At 70.4% G+C, this 19,661-nt stretch carries 17 protein-coding genes; 12 read left to right on the top strand and 5 right to left on the bottom strand.

Going from position 1 to position 19,661, the window contains the following annotated elements:
• Window positions 1-51: 51 nt before the first annotated feature.
• The 8 genes from C5708_RS06675 (at window position 52) to C5708_RS06640 (ending at window position 9,900) form a co-directional block, all read left to right on the top strand.
• Window positions 52-1,434 (top strand): TolC family protein, encoded by a 1,383-nt coding sequence (locus C5708_RS06675; RefSeq protein ID WP_242919170.1) that lies wholly within the window; start codon window positions 52-54, stop codon window positions 1,432-1,434.
• On the top strand, window positions 1,410-2,723 hold the full coding sequence (locus C5708_RS06670; protein ID WP_242919168.1) for an HlyD family efflux transporter periplasmic adaptor subunit: 1,314 nt from the start codon (window positions 1,410-1,412) through the stop codon (window positions 2,721-2,723). The genes C5708_RS06675 and C5708_RS06670 overlap by 25 nt, the downstream gene beginning before the upstream one ends.
• A gap of 168 nt (window positions 2,724-2,891) precedes the next feature.
• Window positions 2,892-3,437: an RNA polymerase sigma factor gene (locus C5708_RS06665; protein ID WP_242919166.1), complete on the top strand. Its 546-nt coding sequence runs from the start codon at window positions 2,892-2,894 to the stop codon at window positions 3,435-3,437.
• Window positions 3,434-4,453, top strand: coding sequence for a FecR domain-containing protein (locus C5708_RS06660; protein WP_242919164.1), 1,020 nt, complete (start codon window positions 3,434-3,436; stop codon window positions 4,451-4,453). The genes C5708_RS06665 and C5708_RS06660 overlap by 4 nt, the downstream gene beginning before the upstream one ends.
• Window positions 4,454-4,663: 210 nt before the next feature.
• Window positions 4,664-5,122 carry a hypothetical protein gene (locus tag C5708_RS06655; protein WP_242919162.1) on the top strand — a complete coding sequence of 153 codons (459 nt, stop codon included), beginning with the start codon at window positions 4,664-4,666 and terminating at the stop codon, window positions 5,120-5,122.
• A 133-nt stretch (window positions 5,123-5,255) separates the two neighbouring features.
• Entirely contained in the window at window positions 5,256-5,726 is a 471-nt protein-coding gene (locus C5708_RS06650) for a hypothetical protein (protein WP_242919160.1), read from the top strand.
• Between the two features lie 229 nt (window positions 5,727-5,955).
• The gene (locus tag C5708_RS06645; RefSeq protein ID WP_242919158.1) at window positions 5,956-6,429 is read left to right on the top strand and encodes a hypothetical protein; all 474 of its coding nucleotides are present in this window, start codon (window positions 5,956-5,958) and stop codon (window positions 6,427-6,429) included.
• A 234-nt stretch (window positions 6,430-6,663) separates the two neighbouring features.
• Window positions 6,664-9,900: a TonB-dependent receptor gene (locus C5708_RS06640; protein ID WP_242919156.1), complete on the top strand. Its 3,237-nt coding sequence runs from the start codon at window positions 6,664-6,666 to the stop codon at window positions 9,898-9,900.
• A gap of 54 nt (window positions 9,901-9,954) precedes the next feature.
• On the opposite strand, the gene C5708_RS06635 is transcribed toward C5708_RS06640, so the two are convergent.
• Entirely contained in the window at window positions 9,955-10,566 is a 612-nt protein-coding gene (locus C5708_RS06635; RefSeq protein WP_242919154.1) for a TetR/AcrR family transcriptional regulator, read from the bottom strand.
• 151 nt (window positions 10,567-10,717) lie between these two features.
• On the opposite strand from C5708_RS06635, the gene C5708_RS06630 reads away from it, so the two are divergent.
• The 3 genes from C5708_RS06630 to C5708_RS06620 all read left to right on the top strand — a co-directional run bounded on the left by C5708_RS06630 (window position 10,718) and on the right by C5708_RS06620 (window position 13,087).
• A complete protein-coding gene (locus C5708_RS06630) occupies window positions 10,718-11,572 on the top strand; it encodes a metal-dependent hydrolase (RefSeq protein ID WP_242919152.1) in 855 nt (284 codons plus the stop codon).
• 2 nt (window positions 11,573-11,574) lie between these two features.
• Window positions 11,575-12,003, top strand: a complete 429-nt coding sequence (locus tag C5708_RS06625; RefSeq protein ID WP_242919150.1) for a DUF2147 domain-containing protein — start codon at window positions 11,575-11,577, stop codon at window positions 12,001-12,003.
• An 85-nt stretch (window positions 12,004-12,088) separates the two neighbouring features.
• Entirely contained in the window at window positions 12,089-13,087 is a 999-nt protein-coding gene (locus tag C5708_RS06620) for a lysylphosphatidylglycerol synthase domain-containing protein (RefSeq protein WP_242919148.1), read from the top strand.
• Here the strand turns inward: C5708_RS06620 and C5708_RS06615 are convergent.
• The 3 genes from C5708_RS06615 to C5708_RS06605 all read right to left on the bottom strand — a co-directional run bounded on the left by C5708_RS06615 (window position 13,084) and on the right by C5708_RS06605 (window position 16,525).
• Window positions 13,084-13,842 carry a PIG-L family deacetylase gene (locus C5708_RS06615; RefSeq protein WP_242919146.1) on the bottom strand — a complete coding sequence of 253 codons (759 nt, stop codon included), beginning with the start codon at window positions 13,840-13,842 and terminating at the stop codon, window positions 13,084-13,086. The two genes, C5708_RS06620 and C5708_RS06615, sit on opposite strands and share 4 nt — an antisense overlap.
• Window positions 13,843-13,857: 15 nt before the next feature.
• Window positions 13,858-15,066: a glycosyltransferase gene (locus C5708_RS06610; protein ID WP_242919657.1), complete on the bottom strand. Its 1,209-nt coding sequence runs from the start codon at window positions 15,064-15,066 to the stop codon at window positions 13,858-13,860.
• A 250-nt stretch (window positions 15,067-15,316) separates the two neighbouring features.
• Window positions 15,317-16,525: an acyltransferase gene (locus tag C5708_RS06605; protein ID WP_242919144.1), complete on the bottom strand. Its 1,209-nt coding sequence runs from the start codon at window positions 16,523-16,525 to the stop codon at window positions 15,317-15,319.
• On the opposite strand from C5708_RS06605, the gene C5708_RS06600 reads away from it, so the two are divergent.
• Complete coding sequence (locus tag C5708_RS06600; RefSeq protein WP_242919142.1) at window positions 16,524-17,114, top strand: CAP domain-containing protein; 591 nt, start codon at window positions 16,524-16,526, stop codon at window positions 17,112-17,114. The two genes, C5708_RS06605 and C5708_RS06600, sit on opposite strands and share 2 nt — an antisense overlap.
• A gap of 28 nt (window positions 17,115-17,142) precedes the next feature.
• On the opposite strand, the gene C5708_RS06595 is transcribed toward C5708_RS06600, so the two are convergent.
• Window positions 17,143-19,650: an ATP-binding protein gene (locus C5708_RS06595; RefSeq protein WP_242919140.1), complete on the bottom strand. Its 2,508-nt coding sequence runs from the start codon at window positions 19,648-19,650 to the stop codon at window positions 17,143-17,145.
• Between the last annotated feature and the right edge of the window lie 11 nt (window positions 19,651-19,661).

Here is a 19,661-nt window from a genome sequence, read left to right as displayed (position 1 = left end):
GGCCTGCCGGCCGATCCGGCAACCGCCCAGACGCGGGGGCCGAGCTCGCCGGTGGCCTCGCCGCCGCCCCCCACCCCCGCCCCGACCGGCGCGCCGGTGAAGCTCACCCTCGCCGAGGCGGTGGCCCTGGGCCTGAGGGACAACCGCGCGATCCGCTCGGCCTATCTGTCGCGCATCGCCCAGAAGTTCGACCTCGTCGTCGCCGAGAGCCGGTTCCAGCCCAAGCTGGTGCTGTCGGCCGGGATCAACCGCGATCGCGGCGGCGGCGACGTCGTCACCACCTCGACCCTGGCGCCGACGGCGACCTGGCTGACGCCGACCGGCGCGGCCCTGCGCTTCTCCTGGGCCAGGACCGAGACCCGCGACAAGACCGGCCGCGTGCGCGACGAGACCGCCAACGCCGCCATCTCCCAGCCGCTGCTGCGCGGGGCGGGGATCGCGGTCAACATGGCCCCCGTGCGCATCGCCCGCCTGCAGGAGCAGATCAACCGCCTGCAGCTCAAGTCCTCGGTCTCGGACACCGTCACCGCGATCATCGTCGCCTACCGCAGCCTCGCCCAGGCCCAGCAGCAGGTCCGGCTGGCCCAGGCCTCGCTGGAGCGCACCCAGGACCTGCTGGCCACCAACCGGGCGCTGATCGACGCCGGACGCATGGCCGCCGCCGACATCGTGCAGACCGAGTCGGGCGTCGCCAACCAGCAGGTCGCCGTGCTGCAGGCCGAGCAGCAGCGCAACAGCGCCCAGCTGGCCCTGCTGCGGCTGCTGGCCGTCGACCTGCGCACCGACGTCGTGGCGGCCGACGACATGACCGCGCCGCGCGTCGACATCGACCTGGACAAGGTCATCGCCCTCGGCCTCGACGGCCGCATGGACGTGCTGGCCCAGCGCAAGTCGGTCGAGCAGAGCCGCCTGGGCCTGCTGCAGGCCAGGAACAACCGCCTCTGGGACCTGTCGCTGACGGCGGGGGTGTCGCGGCGCAGCCTGTCGACCGGCCAGCCCGCCGGCGGGCCGGACCCCGGATCGGCGAGCACGGTGGGCGTTCAGCTCAACATCCCCATCGGCGACTACAGCCTGCGCCAGGGCGAGATCCAGGCCGACATCGGCCTGCGGCAGGCCGAGCTGCAGTTCGACGACCTGAAGCAGTCGGCCGAGGCCCAGATCCGCGACGCGGTGCAGAGCGTCGACGCCGCCTGGCGCCAGCTCGACGCCGCCAAGCGCGCGCGCGACCTGTCGGCGCGGGCGCTCGACCTGCAGCGCGAGAAGCTCAAGGCCGGCCGGGCCTCGAACTTCGAAGTGCTTTCCTTCCAGAGCGACCTGCGCGCGGCCGACACCCAGGCCCTGTCGGCGACGATCGCCTACCTCAACGCGCTGACCACGCTCGACCAACAGCTCGGGACCACGTTGGACACATGGCGGATCGATTTGAACGACTGAGGCCGCGGACCTGGCGCGGATGGGCCGGCGCGGCGGCGGGCCTGGCCGTGGTCGCGGCTGTCGGCGTCTTGGCGACGGGCCGCGGCGGCAAGGCCGGCGGCGGCGACCAGCCGGCCGAGCAGAGCCTGACCCTGGCCCCGCGCCCGTTCGAGGCCACGGTCGGCCTGGCCGGGACCGTGGTCGCGGGCGAGCGGATCGACATCATCGCCCCGTTCGACGGCGGCGTGCGCAAGCTCGGCTTCGAGTACGGCGCGCCGGTGACCCAGGGCCAGGTCCTGGCCGAACTGGACGCCGGCGAGACCGCCCAGCGCCGCAACGAGGCCGAGTCGGCCTACCTCAAGGCCGTCGACGCCGAGACCGACGCGGCCTCGCCCGGCGGCGGCCCCGACGTGACCCGCGCCCGCCGCGCCCTGGCCGGGGCCGAGCTGAGCCAGAAGGACGTCGACCGCCGGATGCAGGAGACCAAGGGCCTGCTCGACAAGGGGCTGGTCGCCCGCACCGAGTACGACACCCTGGCCCAGCAGCAGCAGCTCCAGGCCATGGCCGTCGACGCCGCCCGCGACGACCTGGCCCAGGCCATCCGCAAGTCACGCGGGTCGGGCCGGCGGGTCGCGGCCCTCGACCTGCAGAACGCCGGGACGCGGCTGAACGACCTCAACACCCGCCTGCAGGGCGCGGTGATCCGCGCGCCGGAGGCCGGGATCGTCGTCCGCCCCCCGTCCGACAAGGCCGACGCCAACGCCGGCGTCCATGTCGGCAGCACCCTCGCCAAGGGGCAGCTGATCGGCTCCATCGCCCGCCCCGACCGGCTGGCCGTGGCCTTCAAGCTGGACGAGGCCGACGCCAACCGGGTGCGCCCGGGACAGGCCGTGCGCGTCACCGGCCCGGGCTTCAACGGCGCGGTGCTATCCGGCCATGTGGCCAGCGTCGCCGGCGAGGCCGCGCCGTCCGGTCCGCTGGGGGCGGCCAAGGCCACCTTCTCGGCCCGGGTCCAGATCGACGGCATGACCCCCGAGCAGGCCGCCGTCATCCGCATCGGCATGAGCGCCGAGGTGACGATCATCCTGCACCGCAGCGACGCCGCCCTGGTGCTGCCGCCGGCGGCGGTGCAGGGGGTGCTGACCGCCGCCGCCGTCAAGGTCCGCGACCGGTCGGGGGTGCGGCAGGTCCCGGTCAGGCTGGGCTTCGCGGCGCCCGACGGCATCGAGGTGCTTGGCGGGCTGAAGCCCGGCGACACCGTGGTCTGGACCCCGCCCGCGCCGCCGCCGACCCCGGGGGCGCCGTCATGACCGGCGTGACGGGACGGGCGCGGGACGATCATCCGGGCTGCGCGTTTCGTCGCAGCCCCCCTCATCTGCGTTTTCATGCGTCTACAAGGTTAAGGACGCCCGTCCTGGCCCGCGACGCGAACGGGAAGGCGCCCGACGATGGATGACTCTGTCCCGAAGGGGCGCCCGATGGCCAATGTGTCGGATCAAGCCTTGGAGGCCACGCCGCCCCCAGGCGCGACCCGCGACCTGACCGCCTGGATGTCGGCCTATGGGCCCGGCCTGCGCCGCTTCTTCAAGCGCCGGGCCAACCCGTCCGACGTCGACGATCTGGTGCAGGACGTGTTCGTGCGGCTGCACTCGGCCCAGCTGCGCGAGCCGATCGAGAACGTCGAGGGCTATCTGTTCACCGTCGCCCGCCACGTGCTGGTCAGCCGCCACCGGGCCGAGGCCGCCCGCGGCTGGCCGCAGGGCGGCGGCCTGGAGAACGCCGCCGACCTGTCCGACGAGCTGTCGCCCGAGCGCATCACCGCCGCGCGGCAGGACTACGCCCGCGCCATCCAGGCCATCCTCAACCTGCCGCCGCGCGCACGCGCCGCATTCCAGTTTCACCGATTCGAGAACATGACGTATGGAGCCATCGCCAAGCGGATGGGCATCTCCAAGGAGTCGGTGAAGGAGCTCATGCATCGGGCCATCGTCCGGATCGCCGAACAGCTGGAGCAGGATCGATGAGCGCCCTGCGGTTCAGCGACTGCCTCGACCCCCGCTCCCAGGCCGCCTACTGGCTGAGCCAGAGGCGCTCGGGCGACATGTCGGCCTATGACCTGCGCGCCTTCCAGGTGTGGTTCGAGCGCGACGCCGCCAACCGCGACGCCTATCGCCGGCTGGAGCAGCACTGGGAGCTGCTGGCCGGGGTGGCCCAGGACCCCGAGATCATGGCCGCGCGCGAGCACGACGCCGCCGCCTTCGACCGGCCCTCGCACCTGCGCACGGCCTGCTCAGCGGCGGCGGGGCTGGTGCTGGCGGTGACGGCCGGCTGGACCCTGTTCACTTCGGGCCTCTTGACGCCGCGACCGCCCGCCCCGCCGCCGGAGCGGCCGATGCAGGCGTTCAGCACCAATATCGGCCAGAGCGCCCTGCTCACCCTGCCCGACGGCTCGCTGGTCACCCTCGACACCGACTCGGCCCTGCGCCTGCGCGAGACGCCGAGCCAGCGGCTGGTGTTCCTCGACAAGGGCCGCGCCTATTTCAAGGTGGCCAAGGACCCGAACCGGCCGTTCATCGTCGCCGTCGGCGACAAGACCGTCCGCGCCACCGGCACCGCCTTCGACGTGCGGCGCGACCCGGGCGAGATCACCGTCACCCTGGTCGAGGGCAAGGTGCGGGTCGAACAGCCCGCCGCCGGGACGCGGACCGCCCGGCGCACCGACATGTCCGCCGGCGGACAGCTGGTGGCCGGCGACGCGCGCGACTGGTCGCTGACCGAGGTCGACCTGCAAAAGGAGATGGGCTGGCTGAACGGCCGGCTGAACTTTTTCCACGAGCCGCTCTCCCACGCCGTCGACGAGGTGAACCGCTATTCGGTGCGCAAGGTGGTGTTCCGCGGCGGCCGCATCCCCGACAAGCACATCGTCGGGGTGTTCCGCGCCGGCGACACCGAGAGCTTCGCCAAGGCGGTCGAGATGTACCACCTGGCCCGCATCACCGCGATCACCGACGACCGCATCGAGCTGTCCGTCCAGAGATAGGCCGATCGCCGGCCCGGGCCGCGACCCGCCGCCGCCCCACGATCGCTGCGCCTCGCGCGATCACGCAACCCATCCGGTAATTCCAGAGAAAATCCCCGAAAAGCTGTCCTCACCTCCCCCTGGCGAAGGCGGCGGCGCGTCTATCTGGACGGGGCCGCGCGGTTCAGCCCGAGCCGCGACGTCGCCCCGCGCATGACAGGGAAAGACGCCATGAAGACCTCGAACGTCCTGTGCCTCGCCGCCGCCTGCGCGGCCCTGGCCGGCGCCGCCTCGGCGGCGACCATCTCCCCGACGGGAACGAACTTCACCGCCAGGGGGGCCCTTTCGGCCCACATCGGAACCGGCGTCCTGGGCTGCACGCTCACCGTGGCCGGGGTTGTCGCCGCCGACGGCTCGCACGCCACCATCAACAGCGCCGCCTTCTCGGGCGGAAGCATCTGTGCGGTATGGAGCACAAGCGGCCTGCCCTGGACCGCCACCCCGACATCACCAACCGCCATGACGATCTCCGGCATGAGCATCGTTGCGGCCCCCCTTACCTGCACAGGCTCGGTCAGCGGCTCCTGGGACAACACCCTATCGAGATTCACCGCGGTCAATCAGCCGCTCGGCGACTGCACCATCTCCATGATCCTTCCCACGACGCCCGCGCTCAGCATCGCGCCCTGACCCCCAGCCCGCGCAAAAAAACGTCGGGGCGATCCCCCCTCCCCGCGCGCAAGGGGCGTCTATTCCCGTGTGGGGTGTTTCGCACCCCCTGAAGGGCGAAAACAGCCCACGTCAAACACAAGAGGAAATCGTCATGAAGGCTCTGCAAGTTCTCTGCCTGGCGGCCGCCGCGTCCGTGGCCTTCGCCAGCGCTGCTTCCGCCGCCACGGTGACGCCGGCCGGCGGATCGTTCACCGCCACGGGCACCACCCAGCTGATCAAGAACGGCGTCAAACTCAACTGTAACGCGGTCTTCACCGGCACCGTCGATGCGAGCGGCACGTTCGCCACCGTCACCAGCGCCACGTTCTCTGGCGACCCGCTCGGCTTCTGCGCCCTTGTGACCTCGACCGTGCCGTGGACCATTACAGCTCCGAGCACGACCTCGGTCACTGTCGCTAACGTGGCCGTCACCACGCCGATCGGCAACTGCGGCCCCACCAACCTGACCGCCGGCTGGGCCAACGGCTCGCCGTCAGTCCTGACTTTCGTGAACCAACCGCTGTCCGGCAGCTGCTCGGTCAGCGGCAAGCTGAATGTCCCGGGCCTCACGCTGGTTCCCTGATCAGCGAGTCCTGAATCCAATCGCGACGAACGGGCCGCCGGGTCACGAGGCCGCGTAGAGTTCTGTCGCCAACTTCGGCCCCCGATGGCGCAAGCCGCCGTCGGGGGCTTCTTCTTTAGCCACCACCATCACGGATGGCCCGGTTCGCTCACCCCCCGATTGCAAACGCGGCGCGTCTATTCTCTTAGAGGTGGCGTCCGCCATCTCGCAATGAAGCGAGGAAACCGTCATGAGGGCTTACAAGATCGCCTGTCTGGCCGCCGTCTCGTCCATCGCTTACGCCGCCAGTGCATCCGCCGCGACACTTTCTCCACGCAACGCCCCGTTCACGGGCAGTGGCCCCTTTACTCTGGTTAAGGGTGGGTCATCGATAAGCTGTACGATGACAGTCAATGGAAAGATAAACGTCGATGGAAGCAGTGCGAGTATCACCTCAGCCATATTTTCTGGTGGCATGCTGGGAATATGCCCGACCATTATGGCGGCTAGTTTACCCTGGACTATGACAGCGCCAGATACGACGCATGTATTCATCTCGGGTTTTGCCATCAACACCCCGATCGGTGATTGTGGACCAGGCACACTGAGCGTAAGTTGGCAGAATGGTTCCCCATCGATCGCGAGCTTCACAAATCAATTGCTTGCTCCCGATTGCAACATCGGCGCCAAATTGACATTCCCTGGTGTTATTCTTCTGCCTTAGCCGATAAGCTGAGAATACATTCGTTATATTGCTGATCGCGTTTGCTTCGACGGCGAATTGCACCGTCGGAAGCAGGTTGATGTCGCGTTCCGACAAAGCCGTCCGACATCCTTTCAAAAATCTTTCCATCGCCATCCCCCCGCCTTCGACGGCGCGACGTCTGACAAAACGAGAGGGCGAGGCCCTCCGCAAAGAAAACGGGATAAATCCCGGACCAATAGGAGGAAACCAGTCATGGGTTTCGGTGCTCGTCTTGACGCCCGCCTGCTGTGCGGCGCGGCGTTGCTGGCTTTGACCGCGTTCGGATCGGCCGCCCACGCTGCCGACAACGCTTATAACATTCCGGCCCAGCCGCTGGACCGCGCCCTGCGCGCCTTCGGCGATCAGAGCGGCGTGACCATCCTGGCCGACACCGACCTGACGGCGGGCAAGCGTACGCGCGGCTACGCCGCCTCGGCCAGCCCCGAGACCGCGCTCAAGGCCCTGCTGAACGGCACCGGCCTGAAGTACAAGCGCGACGGCAACGTCTTCGTGGTGACCAAGATCAGCGCGGAGGGCCGGCCCGCTTCCCCCCAGTTCGCCGCCGCGGCCCCGCCGGCCCAGGGCCAGGCGACGGGCGCGGCGGCGGTCGATGAGCTGATCGTCACAGCGCAGAAGAAGGAAGAGCGCATCCAGAGCGTGCCGATCGCCATCTCGGCGTTCACCGGCAAGGCCCTGGACCAGCAGAAGATCGAGGGCGGCCCCGACCTGCTCAAGGCCATTCCCAACGTCACCTTCTCCAAGAACAATTTCAGCAGCTACAACCTGCAGATCCGCGGCGTCGGCACCAAGGCGGTGTCGGTGACCACCGACCCGGCGGTGGCCATCAGCTTCAACAACACGCCGATGATCCGCAACCGCCTGTTCGAGCAGGAATATTTCGACATCGAGCGGGTGGAGGTGCTGCGCGGGCCGCAGGGCACCCTCTATGGCCGCAACGCCACCGGCGGCGTGGTCAACGTCATCACCGCCAAGCCGACCGACAATTTCGAAGGCCAGCTCAAGGCCGAGGTCGGCAATTACGACACCCGCCGCCTGAGCGGCTTCGTCAACGTGCCGCTGGGCGACACGTTCGCCATGCGCATCGCCGGCGCCTCGACCCAGCGCAACGGCTTCGACCACAACACCATCACCGGCAACGACGTCAACGGCCGCGACCTGTGGTCCGGCCGGGTCAGCCTGCAATGGAAGCCGGTCGACCGCTTCCGGGCCAATTTCGTCTGGGAGCATTTCAACGAAAACGACAACCGCTCACGGACCGGCAAGCAACTCTGCACGCGCGATCCGGGACCGAGCTCCATCGCCGGCTTCGGGCAGATCAACGCCGCCGCCTTTCCGTTCTCCGCCGATCCAAACGCGACCACGAATCAGATCCGCGGGATACTGAGCCAGGGCTGTCTTCCAGGATCGCTATTCAACACCGCCTCCTACGGTACGCCCAATGGCAATAGTCTTCCTCTGGTAATTGCTGCTCAATCCGTAGCAGTGCTCGGCTTTGATGCGCTCGGCAACCAAGTGCCACTGCTTAGGCCAGGCGTAGATCCTTACGGAAATCAGATGCAGTCGCCTGATCTTCGCACGATCGCATCGAAATTCGATCCACGATTCAGGGCGAAGAACGACGTCTATCAACTTAATTTGGATTTTGATCTCACTAATAGTTTAAAACTGTTCTCGCAAACACTGTATACGCAAGACAGATATTACTCCTCTCAAGATTATAATAGATTCAACACTCAACCTGTGTTCAATAATTCGAGCGGGCTATACGATCTCTTTGGCACGCCGCTCACCAATCCTGGCATCACGCCGGGCGGCATATACACCGATCCGCAACTTGGTCCGTCCAGCACCATCGTCGGCATGGACGTCAACCAGGCCCGCAGCAAGCAATGGTCTCAGGAGTTCCGCCTGCAGTCGTCCTTCGACGGCCCGGTGAATTTCAGCGTCGGCGCCAACTATCTGCGCTACGAGACCAAGGAAGACTATTATGTGATGTTCAACATCGCCTCGGCCATCGCCCAGAGCTTCCTTAATGGCGGCGCCGACCCTGGCGTACCCTGCCCGACCACGCCGACGGAAAGCTGCGTCTATGTAGACCCCAACCCGATCAACAAGATCAATGGCCAGGGCCATAACTATTTCCGCAGCGCCAACCCCTATGTCGTCAATTCGACGGCGGTGTTCGGCGAGGTCTATTGGCAACTGGCCAATGACGTGAAGATCACCGCGGGCCTACGCTATACCGACGACCACAAGCGCTTCACCCCGACCCCCAGCCAGCTGCTGCTGGCGCCGGGCCCGGTCGCCGGCGGCTATGTCAGCAGCGGCTATCCCACCCTGCCCGACATCAAGCAGAGCTGGGGCGAATTCACCGGCCGCCTGGGCGTCGACTGGAAGCCGCAGCTGTCGTTCACCGACCAGACCCTGGTCTACGCCTTCTATTCGCGCGGCTACAAGGGCGGCGGCGCCAACCCGCCGGGCATCGGCTCCAATCCCCAGGTGCTGAACTTCGCGCCGCAGCCGACCACCTTCCGGCCGGAGTTCATCAACGCCTTCGAGGTCGGGACCAAGAACACCCTGATGCACGGGGCCCTGACCCTCAACGCCTCGGCCTTCTATTACGACTACACCGACTACCAGGTGTCCAAGATCGTCGACCGCACCGCCGCCAACGAGAACTTCGACGCCACCATGTGGGGCGTCGAGTTGGAATCGGTGTGGCGACCGACTCGCAACCTGCAGATCAACGCCAACCTCGGCTATCTCAACACCGAACTGGCCAGCGGCTCCAAGTCCATCGACCTGATGAACCGCACCCAGGGCAACCCGGACTGGACCCTCGTCCGGCCCTGGCTGCAGCTGGCCTCGAACTGCATCGCGCCGACCAGTCTCGTCTCGAAGATTCTGACCTTTGGCGACACCGCGCCCGTCCTGCTGACCGCCCTGTGCGGCGGCAGCTATCTGGGCAACTATAAGGACCCGACCAGCGTTCCTTCGCTTATCACCGGTATCCACTACGATCCGGCCACCCAGGCGCCCAACGGCGGGGCGGGCTTCTACGCCGACGTCGGCGGCAACGAGCTGCCCAACTCGCCGCACTGGACCTTCAACATCGGCGCCCAGTACACCTGGGACCTGCCGGCCGGCTGGAACGCGGTGCTGCGCGGCGACTTCTACCAGCAGAGCAGCAGCTACGCCCGGGTCTACAACACCTCGTACGACCGCCTGAAGAGCTGGAACAACGCCAACCTGTCGCTGACCGTCGCCCGGCCGCAGGCGGGCCTGGTCTTCCAGGTCTACGCCAAGAACCTGTTCGACAAGACGCCGATCACCGACTCGTTCACCAACAGCGACGACACCGGCCTGACCACCAACGTCTTCACCCTCGATCCGCGTCTGATCGGGGTGTCGGTCAGCAAGACCTTCTAGCTTTCTTCCCGGTGACTCACGGCGCGGCGGCCTCCGCCGCGCCGGCTTTTCTTCTCAGACCAGGAAGCTGGGCAGCAGCTGGGCGACGATCGCCCGGGTGGCGTCGGGCGCGCGGCCCAGCATGCCCCGCAGCGGCGCGCCGATCACCGCGTCGCCGAACGCCGACAGGGCGATGAACAGCACCACCGAGGTGATCCGCTCCACCGCCGTCTCGTCGTCGGCCAGGTCGGCGAACTTGTCCTTGATGGCCAGGACCAGGCTGCGCACCGTCTCGCGCACGGGGTCGAGCTGCGAGAGGTCCCCCGACAGGGCGATCCAGGCGGCCAGATAGCCCGCCCCGCCCTGCGAGAAGGCGTCGAACACCATGTCGACCAGCCGGCGGAACGCCGCGTCGTCCGAGCGCACATGATCGACGGCCTCGGTCAGGGCGTCGGCTAGGTCGCGCACCATCGCCCCCATCAGCGCCGACTGCAGCCCCGCCGCCGAGCCGAAATGGTGGATGACGTTGGCGTGGCTCATGCCGATGGCCTCGCCGACCGCCTTCAGCGTCACCGCGTTCGGGCCGCCCTCCAGCAACAGGGCCCGCGCCGCGGCCAGCGCCTCCAGGCGCGCCGCCTCGGGCGTGCGCTTGCGGCGCTTGGCCGGGCCCAGATCCTCGTTCGCCATCGCTGTCGCAACCCCCCGCGCCGGCCCCGCGAACGCGCCGACCCCGGATATTTACATCGAAGTTCACGACGGCGTCATCCCCGCCAATATTTACATTGACATCAATGTCAATATTGAGCTATCTCGTCGTAACGGATGGATGGAGGCCCGCATGAGCGACCAGACCAAGACCCCGACCGATCTGACGATCCGCCCCCGCGACGCGAAGTTCCGCCCCGCCGAGGACCATCCTCATTGGTGGGTGGGCGGCGACCTCGCCGCCACGGCGGTGTTCAACGCCCTGTCGGCGACCTTTCCGCACGGCGAGCGTTTCTTCATGGACGCGGTGCGCCGCTACGCCCATGTGGCGACCTCGTCCCTGCGCGAGCAGGTCGCCGCCTTCCTGCACCAGGAAGCCGTGCACAGCCGCGAACATGTCGCCTTCAACCAGATGGCCGAACGCAGCGGCTACGACATCGAGCCCCTGATCGAGCGCGCCAAGCGGATGATCGACTTCGCCCGCAAGCGCGAGCCGATCGAACAGCTGGCCGGCACCTGCGCGCTGGAGCACTTCACGGCCATCCTGGCCCACGAGCTGCTGGCCGATCCCCGCTACCTGGCCGGGGCCCCGGCCGAGGCCCGCGACCTGTGGCGCTGGCACGCCATGGAGGAGATCGAGCACAAGGCCGTCGCCTTCGACGTGCTCACCGCCGCCACCGCCGACTGGACGCCGCTGCAACGCTGGCGGCTGCGCTGCCGCGCGATGATCATGGCCACCGTGCTGCTGTTCCGGGCCATCGGCGCCAACATCGCCGACCTGTTCCGCCAGGACGGCGCCAACCGGCCGTCCTCCTGGCTGCAGTTGTTCGGCTTCCTCATCGTCTCGCCCGGCCTGCTGCGGCGGGTGATGGCCGACTACTTCACCTATTACCGCCCCGGCTTCCACCCGTGGGACCATGACGACCGCGAGCTGCTCGCCGAAGCCGAGCGCGACCTCGGCTACGCGCCGGCCGGACAGGCGGCCTGAAGATGCTGAGGACGATCGCGGCGGCGGCCGCCTTTTCCTGCGTCGCGGTCGCCGCGCAGGCTTCCGAACTGGACGGGCTCTGGACCACGCCGACCGACGGCGGCGTGGTCGAGATCTTCGACTGCGGCGGCGGGGTCTGCGCCCGCGTGGTCGACGCCGGCCCCCTGCGCGGCCAGCCGGGCCTGACCGACATCCGCAACAAGGACCACGCCCTGCGCGGCCGTCCGCTGAAGGGCCTGCTGGTGCTCCAGGGCTTCCGCGGCGGCCCCAAGACCTGGGCGGGGGGCAAGGCCTACGACCCCGCCACCGGCGACGCCGCCCAGACCGCCACCCTCACGCTGGTCTCGGGCCAGGTTCTTCACGTCAAGGGCTGCGTCGGCCCCTTCTGCCGCACCCAGGTCTGGCGCCGGAAGGCCGACGCCGCGCTCTGACGGCCGCTTGCCTAGCGCGCGCGAACCGGTCAGGGAAGGGAGGATGCGGACGCCGCCGGCGTTCGTCCTGCCGGGAGTCCCTTCCTTGGAGCCAAGCCCCGCGCCGAGGCGCGCGCGCGACCTGTCGGTCCTGAAACGGACAGCCCTGCGCGTATTGCCCGTGGCGCTGATCGTCGCCGCCGGCTGGGTGTTGTGGCGCCAGTTCCACAAGATCTCCGTCACCGACCTGCTCGGCTTCATCGAGGGATGGGGCGCCGGCCGCCTGGCGCTCGCCCTGTTCTGCTGCGTGGCCAGCTTCGCCCTGGTCGGGCTGGTCGAATGGCGCGCCCTGCGCTGGACCGGCGCGCGCGTGCCGCTGGGCGAGGCCCTGACCGGCTCGTTCGTCGCCAACGCCTTCGGCCACGCCCTCGGCGCCAACCTGCTGGTCTCGGCCGCCGTCCGCGCCCGGGTCTACGCCCGCCGCCAGGTCGGTCTGATGCAGGTGACCAGCGCCACGCTTTATCAGGGCGTGTCGTTCATACTCGGCCTCGGCAGCCTGACCGGGCTCGGCCTGGTGACCGGCGCGGTCCGCTCGCCGGTGGCCTTCGGCGCCCATGTCGCCGGCGCCGCCATCCTGGCCGCCGTCGGCGCCTACATCCTGGCCTGCGCCACGTTCCGCAAGCCGCTGGTGCTGTTCTCGAAACGCATTCCGCTGCCCACCGTCGGCGACGCCCTGCTGCAGCTCGGCCTCGGCGTGGTCGACATGGCCCTGGCGGTGGCGATCATCTGGCTGCTGCTGCCGCCCGGGGCCGGCTACCTGCAGTTCGTCATCGCCTATACCGGCGCCTATCTGGTCGGCCTGGGCTCGGGCGTGCCGGGCGGCGCGGGCGTGTTCGAAGGCGCCCTGCTGCAACTGCTGCCCGACCTCGACAGGGCCGGGCTGGCGGCCGCGTTCCTCGGCTACCGGGCGATCTACTATCTGTTGCCGCTGGCGCTGGGCGCGCTGGTGCTGGCCTTCGGCTGGCTGGGGCCGCCGGCCAAGACGCCCGGCGAAGGCGCCGCAGCCGACCGCGATCCCGCACCGGCCGATCTGGAGCCGTCCTAGACCGTCGGCGCCGCCCGCCCGGCCAGGAAGACGTCGGCGGCTTCGCGCAGGGCCCGGTGGTCGGCGTAGCCCCGCCGCTCATACAGCAGCGGGCCGGGATGCGGCCGCTCGCCCGTCCGGCCGGGCGCCAGCCTCTGGAAGCAGAAGCCCCGCATGGCGAAACGGGCGAACATGTGCGGCCACAGGGTCGACCACACCGGGGCCTGCGACGGAAAGAAGCGCACCGCCGTCGCATAGCGCCACCAGTCCCCGGCCGACACCGGCAGCGTCTCCGCCGGGCCGTTCTCGGTCAGCAGCGCCGCGCCGAACAGCGGACCGGCCCAGCCCAGGCCGTTATAGAGCCCGAACTGGATCGGCGGCGGGCCGCCATGGGCGGCGGCCAGCGCCGTCGCCAGCACGGCGCACATGTCGTGGTCGACATGGCCGCCTTCCCAGGCCGGCGTCACCACCTGCTCGACCGGCGCCGCGCCCTCCAGGGCCTGGCCGATCGCCGACCAGGCCGCGTCGAGGCGGCGGAACAGCTGGCGATCGGGGATGGCGCGGTCGCGGCCGACGTGGACGACAGCCTCGGCCCGGACGCCGGCGTCGCGCAGCAGGGCCTCGGTCTCGGCCCGTCGCGTCGAACCGGCCGCGCCGCGATCGGGTTCGGTCAGATAGAAGAACCGCTGGTCCCTGCCCGCCCGCGCGAACGACCAGATCAGCGGCAGGGCCCCGTACTCGTCGTCGTAATGGCCCAGCAGGTGGACGACCGTCATCGCCGATCCCGCATCTCAGGGCCGTGGGGTGACGAAGGCCACATTGCGGGTCAGGTCGTGATAGAGCCCCGTCAGCCGCTCGAACACGGCGTCCCAGGCGTACCGCTCGACCGCGCGGCGGCGGGCCTGCTGGCCCAGGGCGTGGACGTCGCGGCGGAACAGGGCCTCGATCGCCTCGGCCATCGCCTGGGAGGTCGGCCGATCGGCCAGCTGGCCGAAGGTTTCGTCGACCGTCTCGCCCACCCCGCCCGCGGCCACCCCGACCACCGGCAGGCCGCAGGCCATGGCCTCCAGCACCACCAGCCCGAGGCTCTCATAGGGGTTGGCGTGGACCAGCGCGTCGCAGCTGGCGAACAGCCGGGCCAGCTTGGCCGAATCCTGCTGGAACGGCAGGGAGATCACCCGGTCCGAGCGGGGAACGCCCGCCCCGGCCCCGGCCCCGATCAGCACCAGCCGGTAGCCCTCGCCCAGGCGCTCGACCGCCTCGATCAGCACGTCGATGCGCTTTTCCAGGGCCGGCCGGCCGGCGAACACCAGCAGCCGGTCGCTCTCGGGCACGCCCAGGGTCTTGCATAGCTTCGCCCGGTCGGCGGCGGCGGGATTGAAGACGTCGACGTCGACGCCCAGGGGCATGGCCTGGGCCTTGTGCACGCCGGCGTCGCGAAGGATGTCGGCCAGGTATTCGCTGGGCGCCAGCACGGCGTCGAAGCGGGCGCAGCGGCGCGCCCACAGGCGGCGCGCGGTCTTGGCCGCCCAGCCGTCGTTGCGTCCCGGCGCCAGGGCGGCGACGTCGCTGTGGCAGAAGCCGACCACCGGCACGCCCAGGGCCTGTCCGGCGCGCAGGGCGGCCAGGCCCGGCACGTAGGGGTCCTCCGCCTCGATCAACGAGGGCGCGCAGCGAATCAGCCGGTCGGTCCAGGCGCGGGCGCTCATCGGCCAGCGATAGCCGCGGCCGAAGGGCAGGGCGGCGGCCTGGATCAGGCTCAACTCCTGGCCGTCGCGGTTGCGCGCGCCGGGCAGGACCAGGCTGTGCTTGACCAGCGGCCGGTGCCGCACCAGCCAGCGACGCTTGGCCGACAGGTATCGTTTCACGCCGCCGCTGGCGGGCGCGTAGAGCATGGTGGTGTCGACGAGGCGCGCCGGGCGCTGGCTGGGCAGGGCGTGACCGATGTTGGCCGGCGGCGCGGCGACGTCAGCGCAACCCTCGACCTCCTCTATCAGCATAGTCACCCCGAAGCTCTCGGCCGCAAACTGATGATGGCGCCGCGACAATGCGCGGGACGACGCAGAACCGTCCATAGCCGGGCATAGCGCAGGTTCTGGCGGTCACGCCACCCCGACGTGTGAAGGATATTGTGCCGGATCGACGCAAAACAAAACGCCGGGGTCGCATGAACAGCCCCGACAGGCGTCGAAAAGCCGGGAGGCGGGTATTCAGGACACGGTCGAATCGCGGCGAAAACGCCAACCCGGTTCAGGAATCGGCGCGATCCCGCAGCCGCAGGACCGGGCGCTCGACCGCCGCCCACAACAGGAAGGCCGCCGCGAAGGCGACGGCGAAATAGGCCAGGGCGCCGGTCCAGCCATGCAGCCCCGCGCCCAGGCCGAGATTGCGCATCGCCGCCCAGACCAGCTTGTGGGTCAGATAGAGGCTGTAGGACAGCGTGGCGATCAAGCCGACCAGGGCGGGGGTGAAGCGCCGCAACGTCGCGTCGACGTCCAGGCTGGCCGACAGGCACAGGGCGCAGCCGAGGCTGAACAGCGGATAGCCCAGGACGGCGGCCGGCCCGCTCAGCACCGCTCCCTGGCCGCCGATCAGCAGCACGGCGAAGGTCAGGACCGCCGCGCCCGCCGCCGCCGCCCGCCCCGGCGGCAGCCACCGCGCGGCCGCCTGCGGCCGGAACAGCCGCAGGGCCGCCAGCAGCACGCCGAACGACAGTCCGTCGAGGCGACAATAGGTCGGGTAGTAGATCTCGCGGATGAACGCGGGGCCGGCCGGGCCGTGGGGGCCGTCCAGCAGGTGATAGAGGCCCGCCCGGAGCAGCGCCCCGCCGATCAGGACCGCGGCGGCGACAGCCAGCGCCGGCCGCGCGTCGCGGCTGCGACGCAGGGCCAGGACCAACAGCGGCAGGACGAGGTAGAAATGCTCCTCGACGCACAGCGACCAGGCCGAGGTGAAGGTTCCGGCCCGCCCGTAGTCCAGGCCGAAGTTCATGGTGAAGGTCAGAAACCGCCAGAGCGGCGCCATGCCCCGCGCCTCATGGACGAACGGCAACGCCGCATAGGCCGCGAGCACCACGAGATAGGCGGGAAGGATGCGCAGGGCCCGGCGGCGGTAGAAGTCGGGCAGGTCGATTCCGCCGTCCCTCGCCGCCGCCGCCAGAAGCTGGCGGCCGATCAGGTAGCCGCTGAGCACGAAGAAGACATCGACGCCCAGCCAGCCATAGGGCTGGAGCATCGCCAGCGGACCGGCCCGCGCCGCCTTCGGCAGGTGCCAGGCCATGACCAGCAGCACGGCCGCCGCCCGCAGGATGTCCGGCCCGGCGGCGCGGCCGGCCGGCGACGCCGGCTCGGCGGCCGTGTCCGCCCCGCGACCACGCGCCGTCGCCGAAACCCCCCGCCAGTCGAACAGCCGTGCTATGCGGCTCAGGGGGGCGGCGTTCCCGCAGGTCTGTGAACTCATGCCTATCTCAGTCACGCGCCCAGGCTCCGCCGGTCTGGCGTTCTGTCTTCTGCTGCTGGCCGCCGCGCCCGCCGCCGCCGGCGCCCTCGAGGACGACGTGTTCGAGACGCTGAACTTCGTCCGCGCCCATCCCGGCGACTATGCGCGGGAGCTCCGCCGCGACGCCGGCGGCCTGCCCGGCCAGGACGCCGAAGCCGTCGAGGAGGCGATCGCGGCCCTGTCGCGGCAGCCGCCCCTGCCGCCGCTGCTGCGCGACGACCGGCTGGACGCCGCCGCCGAGGGCCACGCGGCGCAGCAGTCCGCCCGCGGCGGCGTCGGCCACGTCGGGGCCGGCGGCGAGACCCTGGGCCAGCGCCTGCGCCGCCAGGGCGTCTGGGCCGGCCTCACGGCCGAGGACATCTCCTACGGCTACGACAACCCCCGCGCGGTGGTCGCCCAGCTGGTCATCGACAGCGGCGTCCAGAGCCGGGGCCATCGCAAGAACATCCTCAACCCGGCCTACCAGCGGGCCGGCGTCGGCTGCGGGCCGCACCGCACCCAGGGGGCCATGTGCGTGATCGACTTCGCCGGCGTGCTGGTCGAGCGGTGACGGCGCGGCCAAGGGCCGGAGCCCGGGTCTAGCCGACATCGGCGAGGCCTTCCGGCGGCGCGGGGGCGACGGCGACCGCGCGCGAGACGGCCTGGATCAGGGCCTGGGGCTCCAGCGGCTTGGCCACCACCTCGGCGAAGCCGGCGTCCAGCAGCTCGGCGTGCAGGGCCACGGCGTCGGCGCTGAACGCCAGCACCGGCGTGGCGCGGTTGGGCCCGTCGCCCTGACGAAGGGCGGCCAGGGCCTGCGCGCCGCTCATGCCGGGCATGCGCAGGTCCATGAGGATGACGTCGAACACGACGGCGTCCGCCTGGGCCAGGGCGTCGGGGCCGCCCTCGGCCTCGGACACCTCGGCGCCGGCGGCCCCGAGGAACAGCCGGGCCAGCTCGCGGTTGGCGCGATGGTCGTCGACCACCAGCACGCGCAGGCCGCCGGTCGCCCCGCCCGGCGCTTCCGGCGCGGCGTCGGCCGGCGTCTCGGCGGTGACCGGGGCGGCGATCTCGAACCAGAAGGTGCTGCCGCCCCCGGGCGGGCTGACCATGCCGACGCCGCCGCCCATGGCCTCGGCCAGGCCCCGGCAGATGGCCAGGCCCAGCCCCGTGCCGCCATGGGCGCGCGCCAGGTCGCCGTCGACCTGGGCGAAACGCTGGAACAGCTGGTCGCGCCGCTCGCGCGGCACGCCGGGACCGGTGTCGGTGACGGCCACGTGCAGCCGCCCGCCGCCGGCGTCGTGCTCGACCCGCAGCGCGACGCCGCCGTCCGCGGTGAACTTCACCGCGTTGCCGAGCAGGTTGAGCAGGATCTGGCGGACCCGGTCGGGGTCGATCCTCACCACCAGGTCGGCGGGCGCGCGGAAATCCAGCGTCAGGGCCAGGTCCTTGGCCCCGGCCTGGGGCAGGAACAGGTCGAGCGCCGACTGGCACAGCGGCCGCAGCGCCGTCGGGACCGGCGAGATGGTCACCTGCCCCGCCTCGAGCTTGGAGAAGTCGAGGATGTCGTTGACGGCGCACAGCAGGGCGCGGCTGGCGTCCTCCACCTTTTCGACGCAGCGGCGGGCCGCCTCGGGCAGGCCGGGCTGGCCGATCGCCAGCCGGGTGAAGCCGACGATGCTGGTCAGCGGCGTGCGCAGCTCGTGGCTCATATTGGCCAGGAACTCGGCCTTGGCCCCGGCGGCGGCCTCGGCGGCGGCCCGCGCCTGGCGCAGTTCGGCCTCGGCGGCCTTGCGCACGCTGACGTCGCGGCCGACGTCGACGAATTCGACCGGCTCGCCGGCCGCGTCGACCACCAGCCGCGGCGAGGCCTCGATCCAGACATAGCCGCCGTCCTTGCGGCGCAGGCGGTATTCCACCCGCAACGGCCCGGCGGCGCCCTTCGAGGCGATCAGCCGCTGATAGGCCTGCCGGACCCGCGCCTGGTCCTCGGGATGCATGAGGTCGAGCGCGCGGCGGCCCACCAGTTCGTCCGGCCGGTAGCCGGACAGGGAGAAGGCCGCCGGCGACAGGTAGAGCAGTTCGCTGTCCAGCCTCGTGCGGGCGATGGCGTCGGTGGCGTTCTCGGCCAGCAGCCGGTAGAGCCCCTCGCTTTCGGCCATGCGGCGCTCGGCCTCGCGCGCCCGCGCCGCGCTCAGTTCGGCCTTGGCCTGGGCGCGCCGGCGCTGGGCGTGGATGGCGCCGGCCTGGAAGCCCAGGGCCGAGGTGATGACCACGAACAGCTGCATCAGGATCAGCCGCTCGGACCAGCCGCCATGGATCAGCATGAACGGGCCGTGTCCGGCGAAGGTGAAGCCGATGGCGGCCGCGGCGCTGAACAGCGCCGCCACGGCCGCGCCCAGCGCCTCCTGCGTCACCCCGACCATCAGCATCGCCACGGGAATCAGGAACAGCAGCGGATAGCGGTCCTGCATGAAGACGCCGACGCAGACGACGGCGAAGAAGGCCAGGGCCTTGGCCCCGTCCGCCGTCAGCGGGCGCTCGCGCAGGTGGGCGCGCAGGCCCAGCAGCACCCATATGGCCGGCGTCAGCATCATCAGGCCCAGGGCGTCGGCCAGGGCCCAGACCGCGAAGTTGACCAGGAAATTGGGCCCGTCGAGCAGGCCGAGATAGATCGAGGCCAGCAGGGCCGAGCCGGCGGCGCAGGCCAGGGCGGCGTTGCGCAAGGTCTTCAGGTGCTCGGGCTGGCGCACGTCCAGCCGCCCGCCCAGCCGCGAGCGCAACAGCCAGGCGCAGACGGCGACCTCCAGCGCGTTGCACAGCGACAGGCCGAAGGCGATGGCGAAGTCGTCGCGGGCCATCAGGTCGCCGGCCAGGTTGCCGAGGAAGCCGGCCGCCAGGAAGGCCCGCCAGCGGCCGGGCGCGCGCAGGACGCAGATCAGCACCACGGCGTTGGCCGGCCAGATCGGCGCCACCCGGCCCAGGTCGCGGGGCGCGGCCAGGCTGACGCTGACCAGCAATCCGGTCAGCAGCGCCAGCGCCGCCAGCCGGACGGCCAGACGCGCCCCAGTCAGGTTTTCAGCTGGAATTCGGGCGGGCGTCGACATGCGCCCACTAT

The sequence above is a fragment of the Caulobacter sp. CCUG 60055 genome (assembly GCF_022750545.1).
Classification (GTDB): Bacteria; Pseudomonadota; Alphaproteobacteria; order Caulobacterales; family Caulobacteraceae; genus PUIC01.
Note: the sequence above shows the minus strand (reverse complement) of the source record. Positions and strands in the feature narration are given on the sequence as shown.